The sequence below is a fragment of the Gulosibacter sediminis genome (genome assembly GCF_030011715.1).
Classification (GTDB): Bacteria; Actinomycetota; Actinomycetes; order Actinomycetales; family Microbacteriaceae; genus Gulosibacter; species Gulosibacter sediminis.
This window is the reverse complement of the sequence record NZ_JASCYH010000053.1, coordinates 1-11,347: the sequence shown is the minus strand read 5'-3', so window position 1 is coordinate 11,347 and position 11,347 is coordinate 1. Positions and strand designations below refer to the sequence as shown.

Below are 11,347 nucleotides of genomic sequence, written 5' to 3'. Positions count from 1 at the left end.
CGTGCGCGGGCGGCGTCCCCCGCGGCGCTAACTCGGGCGGCACACACTACTGGCGCCCTGGCGGGGCATGCACCCCGCCAGGGCGCCAGTAGTGTGAGTGGGTGACCTTGGGGCAGAACTTCGACGCGGCCGCGGTGCAGCGGCGCACCATGTGGGTGCTCGTCACCGTGCAGGTGATCGGCATGATCGGTGTCGGCGCCGCGCCCTCGGTGGGCATCCTGCTCGCGAACGAGGTGACCGAGAACGAGGCCATTGCGGGACTCGCGCGCAGTTCAACCACCCTCGGCGCCGCGCTCTTTGGCCTCCCCCTCGGCAACCTCGCGGCCCGCGCGGGCCGCCGCACCGCGCTGACCCTGGGCTGGTTCGTCGCGGCCGCGGGTGCTGGCCTGCTCGTCCTGGCGGCACAGTTTTCGCTCGTCGTACCGCTCTTTCTTGGGCTGTTCGGCATCGGTGCGGGCACGGCCGCTGGCCTGCAGTCTCGCTTCGCCGCGACTGACCTGGCCCCCGCATCCGCCAAAGCTCGATCGCTCGCGCTCGTCGTCTGGGTGGGCACCCTTGGTTCGGTGCTCGGCCCCAATCTTGGTATGCCGGGGGAGTGGCTCGGCGATCAGCTCGGGCTGACGGTGTTCGCGGGCGCGTTTCTCATCGCCGCTGTCTGTCTCGCCGCCGCCGGCGTCGTGGTCTGGCTGCTGCTGCGGCCCGACCCGCTGCGAACGCTGCAAGCGCTCGCCCCGGCACCGCCCCGGCCCACCGCATCCGGCGGCTCGCGCCTTCGCCTGGCGTTCGCCGAAATGCGGCGCAACCCGCCGGCCCGCTACGCACTCGTCGCGATCCTGGTTGCCCAGTCGGTCATGGTCGCGATGATGACGATGACGCCGGTGCATCTCACCCACCTCGGCGACTCGGTCACCATCATCGGCATCACCATCTCGCTGCACGTCGCGGGGATGTACGTGCTCGCGCCCGTCGTCGGCTGGTGCGTCGGCTGGCTCGGCCACCGCGGCACGATTGGCATCGGGGTGGTGGGGCTCGCCGCGTCATGCCTTGTCGGGGCGTTGCGGCCCGGCGACACGAGCTGGGTCGTCGTGTCGCTCGTGCTGCTCGGGGTGGGCTGGTCGTTCGTCAACGTCGCGGCCTCGGCGCTGTTCAGCGGCGTGGTGGCGGATGCGCACCGCGCGCAGGCGCAGGGTGGGGCGGATGCGCTCGCGAACCTCTGCGCCGCGGTCGCGGCCTTCGCGTCCGGCCCGCTCATGGCGGTGACGAGCTTCTCGGTGCTGGCGCTCGTTGCGCTCGCGCTGCTCGTGCCCTTCGCCGTGCTTACGGTGACGGCGCGGCCGGCCGCTGGCTAGGCGCCGTGGAACTCGCCCCTGGTCAGTGGATCGAGATCAGCTCGAGTTTCCCGGCGGCGCTGTCAGAGACAAAACTGGCGCCCGAGTAGTCGCCGGTCAGGCTGATGCGGATTTCAACGTCGCCGACAGGCCTGCCGAACTGATCGGATTCAACATCGTTGTCGGTTGCCCGGTCGACCGAGACCGAGATGTTGTCCTCCGTCACCTCGCCGATTTTTGGCCTCGCCTCGTCGAGGGCGTGCTTGACGAGCGGCTCGATGCCCGCCCAGTTGACGTCGTCGAGCGAGAAGAACTCGGCACTCGATTCCGGCTGGCCCGAGTGCGGGCCGTCGTGCTCGAACCCGCCGTTGCGGATCGTCCAGCTGTCGGAGTTGGTCGTGTCGACGCCGATCGGCGCGTTCACGCCGATGACCGCGGAGCCGATGTAGACCGCCTCGACGGGGTTGTGTCCGAGTTCGCCCTCGAGCTTCGGAATGAGGTGGTCGAGGTAGTCGGAGTCCCAGTTGTCAAGGGAGAGTTGCCCCTGCTGCAGCGCGAGCGCCGTGTAGCTCGTGAAGCGGGTGTTCGGCAGCACCGCGATGGCGATGCCAACGAGGATGGCGACCGCGTAGAGCACGCGCCGGCCGGCACGACCCTTCTTGCCTCGGCCGAGCAGCAGCTTCCGGCGGGTGCCGTCGTCGCTTTCTCGGGTAGCTAGCGGACGGCGTGCTCTCGAATGAATGCGCGCAGCTGCTCGGCGTCGTCAGGCATGCTCACGGTGCGCTGTGGCCGCTGCAGCAGGTCGGCGAGTTCTTCAGAGACCTCGGGGTCTCGGTCGACCGCCTCACGCACCGTTTCGGCAAACTTCTGCGGCTTCGCGGTCTCGAGCACGAGCATGGGCACGCCGGGCTCGTGGAAGCCACGCGCGACGGTGACGCCGTCGGCGGTGTGCGGGTCGAGAATGTAGCCCGACTTCTCGTAGCTCGCGCGGATCGCGGCGATGCGGTCGAGGTGCGTGCTCATGCCACCGACGATGCCGAATTCGGGCATGAAGCGCGGCTGTTCGGCCGAGAGGTCGAGCGTGCCCGTGGCGTCGAGCTCCTCCCACGCGGCGCGAAGCTTGTCGGGGTCGCTGCCGAGCAGCATGTAGACAAAGCGCTCGAGGTTCGACGCCTTCGAGATGTCCATCGACGGGCTCGAGGTCGCGAGGGTCTCGGCGCGCGAGCGCGGCGCGTAGATGCCGGTGCGGAAGAACTCGTCGAGCACGTTGTTCTCGTTCGTCGCGAGCACGAGCAGGAAGACGGGTACGCCCATCTGCTTCGCGAGGTGCCCCGAGAAGATGTTGCCAAAGTTGCCCGACGGCACCGAGAACGAGACCTGCGAGCCAGCGAGCTTCGCCGCATCCGCGCCGTTCTCGGCGAGGGTGTCAGTGACTCGCAGCCAGGCCCAGAAGTAGTAGACGACCTGCGCCGCGACGCGGCCGAGGTTGATCGAGTTCACGGTGCCGAGGCTGACCTCGGCCTTGAACTCGAGGTCGCCGTTGAGCGCCTTGACGAGGTTTTGGCAGTCGTCGAAGACGCCCTCGACGGCGATGTTGTGAATGTTCTCGTCCTGCAGTGAGTACATCTGCGCGCGCTGGAATTCGCTCATGCGGCCCTGGGGCGAGAGCATGAAGACGCCGATGTTCGGCTTCGAGCGGAACGCGTACTCGGCAGCCGAGCCGGTGTCTCCCGAGGTCGCACCGAGGATGTTCAGGGCCTCGCCGCGCTGCTCGAGCACGTAGGGGATCGCCTCGCCGAGGAACTGCATCGCCATGTCCTTGAACGCGAGCGTCGGGCCCTCCGAGAGGCCGACGAGCGAGAGCTGCTCGTCGAGCTTCGTGATCGGCACGATCGATGAGAACTGTTCGCCGTAGGCCCGCGCGCAGATCGCGTCGAGATCCTCGCGCGGAATGTCGGTCCAGAACAGGCCGATGACCTCGGCCGCGAGCTCGGGGTAGCTCAGCCCGCGCCACGATTCGAGCTGCTCGCTCGACACCTGCGGAATCTCCTGAGGAACGACGAGACCGCCGTCGGGCGCGAGCCCCTCGAGAAGAATGTCGCTGAAGGATGCGGGCTGCATGCCGCCGCGCGTGGATACGAACTGCACTGGGGTCCTCTTTTGCCTCGACGACTAGTCGTATCTATTCTGCCAGGGCTCGGTAGCAGGCTCGCACGCAGTGGCAAGATTGGGCGCATGACTGCGACCCAGCCGCATCCCGCCGACCAGCACGACCTCATTCGCGTGCACGGCGCGCGCGAGAACAACCTGAAGAACGTGTCGGTCGACCTGCCGAAGCGACGGCTCACGGTGTTCACCGGGGTGTCGGGCTCGGGCAAGAGCTCGCTTGTCTTTGACACCATCGCCGCCGAGTCGCAGCGCATGATCAACGAGACCTACAGCGCGTTCGTGCAGGGCTTCATGCCGTCGCTCGGTCGCCCCGAGGTCGATCTGCTTGAGGGGCTCACGACCGCCATCATCGTCGACCAGGAGCGGATGGGGGCGAACTCGCGCTCGACGGTCGGCACCGTGACCGACGCGAACGCGCTGCTACGCATCCTCTATGCCCGCCTCGCCGAGCCAAACCTCGGCTCGCCGCAGGCGTACTCGTTCAACGTCGCATCGGCGTCCGGCCAGGGCGCCGTGTCAGTGCAGGGTGGCAAAAAAGAAGTACGGCGCTTCGAGGTGCTCGGCGGCATGTGCCCAAGCTGCGACGGCATGGGGCAGGTGAGCGACCTCGACCTCGATGAGCTCTTCGACAAGAACAAGTCGCTGCGCGAGGCGCCGTTCAACATTCCCGGTTACACGGCGGATGGCTGGAACGTGAAGATGTTCATTGACTCGGGTTTCTTCGACCCCGACAAGAAAATCAAGGACTTCACCGAGCAGGAGCGCCACGACTTCCTCGACAAGGAACCGACGAAGATCAAGTTCAACGGCATCAACATCACGTACAACGGGCTGCTGCCGAGCATCCAAAAGTCGTTCCTGCAGAAAGACCGCGAGTCGATGCAGCCGCACATCCGCGCGTTCGTCGACCGCGCGGTCGCGTTTCAGCCGTGCCCCGAGTGCGGCGGGACGCGACTCGCGCAGCCGGCGCGCCAGTCGAAGATCGCGGGCAAACACATCGGCGAGCTCTGCGCGATGCAGCTCACCGAACTCGCGGCGTGGGTGCGCGAGCTGGATGCGCCCGAGGCCGCGCCGCTGCTGCGCTCGCTCCTGCACCTGATCGAGTCGTTCGTGCGCATCGGGCTCGGCTACCTCTCGCTCGACCGTGCCTCCGGCACGCTTTCGGGTGGCGAGGCCCAGCGCACGAAGATGATTCGCCACCTCGGATCCTCGCTCACCGACGTCACCTATGTTTTCGACGAGCCGACGGTTGGCCTGCACCCGCACGACATCGAGCGCATGAACGAGCTGCTGCGCGAGCTGCGTGACAAGGGCAACACCGTGCTCGTGGTCGAGCACAAGCCCGAGACGATCCAGATCGCCGATCACGTCGTCGACATCGGCCCCGGCCCGGGTACGGCGGGCGGCAACATCACGTTCGAGGGCACCGTCGACGAACTTCGCCGTAGCGACACCCTCACCGGCAGGCACCTCGACGACCGCACCCAGCTCAAGGAGACGACGCGGGTAGCGACCGAGGCGATCGAGGTGCGCGGCGCGAACGCGCACAACCTGAACAACGTCGACGTCGATATTCCGCTCGGCGTGCTCACCGCCATCACGGGTGTCGCGGGCTCGGGCAAGAGCTCGCTGCTCGGCGACGTGGTGGGCAAGGACGACCGCGTGATCCTCGTCGACCAGTCGGCGATCCGCGGCTCGCGCCGCAGCAACCCCGCGACCTACACGGGCATGCTCGACGGCATCCGCAAGGCCTTCGCGAAGGCGAACGGCGTGAAGCCGTCGCTGTTTTCGCCGAACTCTGACGGCGCCTGCCCGAACTGCAAGGGCGCGGGCGTCATCTACACCGACCTTGCGATCGCCTCGGGCGTGACGACGACCTGCGAGGTCTGCCAGGGCCACCGCTTCGACGGTGAGGTGCTGCAGTACACCCTCGGCGGCAAGGACATCGCCGAGGTGCTCGAGTTGCCGGCCGCGGCGGCCGTGGAGTTCTTCGCCGAGGGCGAGGCGCGTATCCCCGCCGTGCACAAGATTCTGCTGCGCCTCGTCGATGTCGGGCTCGGCTACATCACGCTCGGCCAGCCCCTCACCACGCTCTCGGGCGGCGAGCGACAGCGGCTCAAGCTCGCGAACGAGATGACAGAGAAGGGCGCGATCTTCGTACTCGATGAGCCGACCACCGGCCTGCACCTCGCCGACGTCGAGCAGTTGCTCGGGCTTATCGATCGCCTCGTCGACGGCGGTAAGTCGGTCATCGTCATCGAGCACCACCAGGCCGTCATGGCCCACGCCGACTGGATCATCGACCTCGGCCCCGGCGGCGGCAACGAGGGCGGCGAAATCGTGTTCGAGGGCACGCCGCGCGAGCTCGTCGCCGCCCGCTCCACCCTGACCGGGCAGCACCTCGCCGCCTACGTCGGCGCGTGACCGGCGTGCTCGGTCGGCTGCCCGACCTCCTGCGAGCGGCCGAGGCGGATGCGCTGGCCGCACTCGAGCGGGCGCGCGCCGGCGAGGCGCCGCTCGTGCCGCACACCCACGCCGTGCCCGGCCGACTCGTGTTCGGCGACAATCTGCGCGCGCTCGCACAACTCGTCGTCGACGCTGAGGCGGGCGAGCGGCGGCCGGCGCTCGTTTACCTTGACCCGCCATTCGATTCGAAGGCCGACTATCGCTCGCGGGTGACGACCTCGCTCACCGACGGTGAGGCGGTCTCGCTTGAACACCTCGCGTACTCCGACCGCTGGGGCGGCGGCACACCCAACTATCTGCGGGTGCTCGCCGCGCGACTCGTGCTCGTGCGCGAACTGCTCGCCACCGACGGCGCGGTGTGCGTGCACGTCGACTGGCATGCGTCGCACTGGGTGCGGGTCGTGCTCGACGAGGTGTTTGGGGCCGACAACTTTGTCAACGCACTCGTTTGGAGCTACCGCGCGGGCGGTGCGTCGCGCACCCGCTCGGTGCCGCGCAAACACGACGATCTGCTGCTCTACCGCCGCAGCGACGCGTTTCGCATTCGTCCGCTCACCGAGCGGCAATACCTCGCGCGGCCGTTCATCGGCAGCAAGATCGACGACGAGGGTCGCCACTACGTCGACACGCTGCTGCGCGACGTGCTAGAGGGCGCCTTCAACCTTGTGAGTGAGGGTGGCGTGCATTCGGTCAGCGTCCGGCCCGTGCTCAACGTCTCGGCCGAACGCACCGGCTATGCCACACAGAAGCCGCTCGGCCTGCTCGAGGTGCTGCTGCGATGGACCACCGACGGCGGTGACCTCGTTGTCGACGCGTTCGGCGGCTCGGGCACGACCGCGCTCGCGGCGGCGGGCCTCGGGCGAGCGTGGGTGAGCGTCGACAGCAACGCGCAGGCGGTCGCGACGACGCAGGCGCGGCTCGACGGGGCCGGCCACGCGTATCTCGTCGGCCGCGAATCCTGGGGCGACGCGAGCATCCGCGCCAACCTTGCTGGCGCGACGGTGCGCCTCGAGGCCTTCGAAGGCACGGCGCTCGGGGCGTTTCGCGCGGCTCGCAACGGGCCGACGGATGCGGTGGCGCGCGTCGGCGCCGACGGCCTTGCCGGCGTCGGTGGTTGGGCGCTGCGGTATCGCGACCTGCGCCTCGCGAGCGCGTGGCGGGATGCTCGGGGCCGGCTCACGACCGAACTCGCGGTTCCTGACGGCGTTGAGCCCGCCGACATCACGCTCGAGGTGACCGACCTCGCGGGGGTCACGACCGTGGCTACGCCGTCGGCGTAACGCTGGTCAATATCTCGGGTCAGCGCGACAATTCGCTGCCGATTGCGCCTAGGGTTGTGGGTAAGGCCCGGCGCTGCCGCCGGCTTCTCGGGGAGGAGATGCCATGCACAAGATCAAGAACGTCGTTTTCGGCGTCCTGACGTCAATGCTGAGCCTCGTCCTCATTCTTACCGGCGTGAGCGTCGCCCACGCGGCCGACATCACGCCGATCGCCGCCATGCCCCTCGCCGTCACCGGCGCGAGCGGCTTCGGGATCGCCGCGGGCGTGGTTGCTGCTCTCCTCGTGCTGGGCACGGCGCTCATTCTTCTCCGCAACCGCCGCAACCGCGACGAACCCTAAGCGCCCGCTCCGGGCGGCCCCGCGCGGTTAGTCGGCGTTCGGGTCAGCCTGGTGGATGCCGAAGACGTTGTTCTCGGTGTCGACAAAGTAGCCCTGCCACGCCATGCCGGGCAGCGCGTACTTCGGCAGTGCCACGGTGCCCCCTGCCGCCTGGATCGAATTGGCGGCCGCGTCGAAGTCGGCGACGCCGATCGTGATCACGGCGCCGGCGACGGGGCCGCCCGCGGGCGGGTTCTCACCCTCGCGCTGCATGATCGCGCCGTCGATGCCGTTGCCGACGCCGGTCGTGGCACCGAAGTAGGGCATGCCGGCGTACTCGCTCCAGTCCTCAAGTTTCCATCCGAACGCGGCCGAGTAAAACTCGGCGGCGCGCTTCGGGTCGGCGGCGTGAATCTCGAAGTGGACGGGGCGGCCCGTGCTCCACTCCTCGGCTGGGGCGTCGCGGCGTTCGGCGGTTGTGGCCGCTTCGGCTGCCGAGTCGTCGGCGTTCGTCGTGCCCGCGGCAGGCGCATCCAGCTGCCCGCCGCTGTGGTGCTCGTTACGGACTTGATCGGAGTGCGCGAGAGCGGCGCTCAGGGCGTCGTCGTCGGGGGTTTGCTGGGACTCGTTCGTGGTCATGCTCGCTCCTGGTGGTCGGGTGTGCTCGGGTGGCGCACGAGCGGTTGCGCGCGGGCTCCGGCGCCCGCAGCGTCAGTGTAAAAATCGCATCCGAAAGTCGGCTGCGTGGAAGCCGGTACGATCGAAGACAAGCTTTCTGCGCGGCGTCCCCAGGCCGCGGTGGCGGTGCGGAAGAAAGGTTCCACGTGACGGTCGGCGACACCCTGACGAGCACTCAGCACGACGAAGCCCGTGAACTGGCGGGCATGTTGCGCGACGCGATTGAGGGCGATGTCGACTCGTCGACGCTGCGTCGCGGCGAGTATTCGACCGACGCCTCGAACTACCGCATCGTGCCGAAGGTCGTCACCTTCCCGCGGTCGGCCGACGACCTCGTCGCGATCGCCGACGTGTCGCGCGCCACGAGCACGCCGCTGCACCTGCGCGGCGCGGGCACCTCCATCGCCGGCAACGCGATAGGCCCCGGCATCGTCGTCGACACCTCGCGCTACTTCAACCGCATTCACGAGATCGACCCCGTCGAGAAGATCGCGCGCATCGACCCGGGCGTCATCGTCGCTCAGCTGCAGGACGCCGCGAAGCCGCACGGCCTGCGCTTCGGGCCCGACCCCTCGACCTGGACGCGCTGCACCGTCGGCGGCATGATCGGCAACAACGCCTGCGGCTCGCACTCGCTGCGCTTCGGCCGCACCGCCGATAACGTCATCAACCTCGACGTCGTCGATGGCCAGGGACGCCGCTTCACCGCGGCCGACGACCTCAGTGTCGTGCCGGGCCTGCAGGAGCTCACGACGCGTCACCTCGCGCTGATCCGCACCGAGTTCGGCCGCTTCGGCCGCCAGGTGTCGGGTTACGCGCTCGAGGCACTACTGCCTGAACGCGGGCACAACCTCGCGCAGTTCCTCGTCGGCTCCGAGGGCACGCTCGGCGTCACGCTTGGCACCACCGTGCGCCTCGTCGATGTGCCGTCGGCGCCGGTGACCATCGCGCTCGGCTACTCGTCAATGTACGCGGCCGCCGACGACATCCCGAACCTGCTCGAGCAGCGCCCAGGCGCGATCGAGGGCATGGATGCGCGCCTCGTCGACGCGGTGCGGCGCAGCCACGGGGCCGAGGCAGTCTCGGCGCTGCCGGAGGGCGCCGGCTGGCTCCTCATCGAGATGCCCGGCGAGAACGAGGCCGACGCGCTCGACCGCGCGAACAAGCTCATCCGCGCCTCGGCGGCGATCTCGTCGAACGTCATCGCCGACCCGGCGAAGGCGCGCCCGATCTGGCGCGTGCGCGAAGACGGTGTGGGCCTCGCGAGCCGCACGCCGGCGGGGGAGCAGGCCTGGCCCGGCTTTGAGGATGCTGCAGTGCCGCCGGAGCGCCTCGGCGACTACCTGCGCGAGTTCGACAAGCTCACCGAGCAGCACGGCATCGAGGGCATGCCATACGGCCACTTCGGCGACGGCTGTATTCACGTGCGCCTGTCGATCCCGCTCGAGCGCGACGGTGCCGCGATGCGCCGCTTCATGCTCGACGCCGGACGCCTCGTCGCCGACTTTGGCGGCTCGATATCGGGCGAGCACGGCGACGGTCGTGCCCGCAGCGAGCTGCTGCCGCTCATGTACTCCGACGAGGCGATCGCTGCGTTTGGCGAGGTGAAGGCGCTGTTCGACCCCCGCAACGTGCTGAACCCCGATGTGCTCGTGCAGCCCGCGGCGCTCGACGCCGACCTGCGGCGCCCGCAGGCTTTGCCGACCCCGCGCATCCGCGGTGGGTTCTCGTGGGCTGAGGACGGTGGTGACTTCACCCGCGCCGTGCACCGCTGCGTCGGTATGGGCAAGTGCCGCGCCGACAACTCGGCCGCGGGCGGCTTCATGTGCCCGAGCTATCAGGCGACGAAGGACGAAACGCACTCGACCCGCGGCCGGGCTCGTGTGCTCCAGGAAGTCACGAACGGCGGCCTCATCAAGGGTGGCTTCAGCTCGCACGAGCTCGCCGACTCGCTCGACTTCTGCCTGAGCTGCAAGGCCTGCGCGAGTGATTGCCCCGCGGGCGTTGACGTAGCGGCCTACAAGTCGGAGTCGCTCTACCGCAAGTACAAGGGCAAGCTGCGCCCGATGAACCACTACGTGCTCGGGCAGCTGCCACGGTGGGAGAAGCTCATGGTGCCGTTCGCACCGGTCGTCAACGGCGTGATGCGGCAGGACTGGCTGCGCAAGCTGCTGCTGCCGGTCGCCGGCGTCGACTCGCGCCGCCGCATCCCGAAGGTCGCCCGCCGCAGCTTTGCGGCCGACCGTCGTCGCGCCGAGAAGGCTGGCGTCGCCCTGCGGGTGACCGCTGCCCGCACCAAGACTGATCGCGTGCTCGTGTGGGCCGACTCGTTCTCGAACGGCTTCGCACCCGGCGTCGATCACGACGTCGTGCGCGTGCTCGAGCACGTCGGCCTCGAGGTGGTCACGCCGGCACAGTCCGTGTGTTGCGGCCTCACCTGGATCTCGACGGGACAGCTCGACGGTGCCCGCAAGCGGCTGGCTCAGCTCATGGACGAATTTGCCCCGATTGTCGACTCGGGCGTGCCGATCGTCGGCGTCGAGCCGAGCTGCACCGCGGTGCTGCGCAGCGACTTGCTCGAGCTGTTTCCCGACGACCCGCGCGCGAAGCTCATCGCCGAGAACACGTTCACGCTCTCGGAGGTGCTCATGGGCCGCTCGCCGGTGACGCCCGACTCCGAGGTCAAACTGCCGCGCCTCGACGGCCTCGAACTCGTCGTGCAGCCACACTGCCACCAGCACTCGGTGATGGGCTTCGCGCCCGACCGCCAGCTGCTCACCTCGCTCGGCGCCGAGCTCACGCAGCTCGCGGGTTGCTGCGGCCTCGCCGGCAACTTCGGTCTCGAGAAGGGCCACTACGACGTCTCGGTTGCGGTGGCCGAGAACGCGCTGCTGCCGGCGCTGCGCCAGGCGAGCGACGACGCGGTCTTCCTCGCCGACGGGTTCTCGTGCCGCACGCAGGCGGAGCAGCTTGCCGATAAGGAAGGCGTGCACCTCGCAACTCTGCTCGCGCAGCGGTTCTAACCCGTAGACCAAACGTGAACGGGGCGTGGGGGGGGGGATTGTAAAGCGCCCCCCCCCCCGGGTGGGGGGTTTTAACCAAAGCAC

8 protein-coding genes are annotated in these 11,347 nt (G+C 68.8%); 5 read left to right on the top strand and 3 right to left on the bottom strand.

The window, feature by feature from the left end:
- Window positions 1–101: 101 nt before the first annotated feature.
- Complete coding sequence (locus tag QM019_RS11835) at window positions 102–1,349, top strand: MFS transporter (RefSeq protein WP_241209097.1); 1,248 nt, start codon at window positions 102–104, stop codon at window positions 1,347–1,349.
- A 22-nt stretch (window positions 1,350–1,371) separates the two neighbouring features.
- Here the strand turns inward: QM019_RS11835 and QM019_RS11830 are convergent, their stop codons facing one another.
- Window positions 1,372–1,965, bottom strand: coding sequence for a hypothetical protein (locus QM019_RS11830; protein ID WP_282853162.1), 594 nt, complete (start codon window positions 1,963–1,965; stop codon window positions 1,372–1,374).
- Window positions 1,966–2,042: 77 nt separating this feature from the next.
- Window positions 2,043–3,476 carry a threonine synthase gene (gene thrC, locus QM019_RS11825; RefSeq protein ID WP_282853160.1) on the bottom strand — a complete coding sequence of 478 codons (1,434 nt, stop codon included), beginning with the start codon at window positions 3,474–3,476 and terminating at the stop codon, window positions 2,043–2,045.
- 87 nt (window positions 3,477–3,563) lie between these two features.
- Here thrC and QM019_RS11820 point away from each other — a divergent pair, with 87 nt between their 5' ends.
- From QM019_RS11820 to QM019_RS11810, 3 genes are all read left to right on the top strand, one after another.
- Window positions 3,564–5,921, top strand: a complete 2,358-nt coding sequence (locus tag QM019_RS11820; protein WP_282853159.1) for an excinuclease ABC subunit UvrA — start codon at window positions 3,564–3,566, stop codon at window positions 5,919–5,921.
- Window positions 5,918–7,243 carry a DNA methyltransferase gene (locus QM019_RS11815; RefSeq protein WP_282853158.1) on the top strand — a complete coding sequence of 442 codons (1,326 nt, stop codon included), beginning with the start codon at window positions 5,918–5,920 and terminating at the stop codon, window positions 7,241–7,243. The genes QM019_RS11820 and QM019_RS11815 overlap by 4 nt, the downstream gene beginning before the upstream one ends.
- Window positions 7,244–7,346: 103 nt before the next feature.
- Window positions 7,347–7,583, top strand: a complete 237-nt coding sequence (locus QM019_RS11810) for a hypothetical protein (RefSeq protein WP_282853157.1) — start codon at window positions 7,347–7,349, stop codon at window positions 7,581–7,583.
- Between the two features lie 27 nt (window positions 7,584–7,610).
- Here QM019_RS11810 and QM019_RS11805 read toward each other — a convergent pair whose 3' ends face one another.
- Window positions 7,611–8,201, bottom strand: a complete 591-nt coding sequence (locus tag QM019_RS11805; RefSeq protein WP_282853155.1) for a VOC family protein — start codon at window positions 8,199–8,201, stop codon at window positions 7,611–7,613.
- A 185-nt stretch (window positions 8,202–8,386) separates the two neighbouring features.
- Here QM019_RS11805 and QM019_RS11800 point away from each other — a divergent pair, with 185 nt between their 5' ends.
- Complete coding sequence (locus QM019_RS11800; RefSeq protein WP_345961032.1) at window positions 8,387–11,263, top strand: FAD-binding and (Fe-S)-binding domain-containing protein; 2,877 nt, start codon at window positions 8,387–8,389, stop codon at window positions 11,261–11,263.
- The last annotated feature ends 84 nt before the right edge of the window (window positions 11,264–11,347 follow it).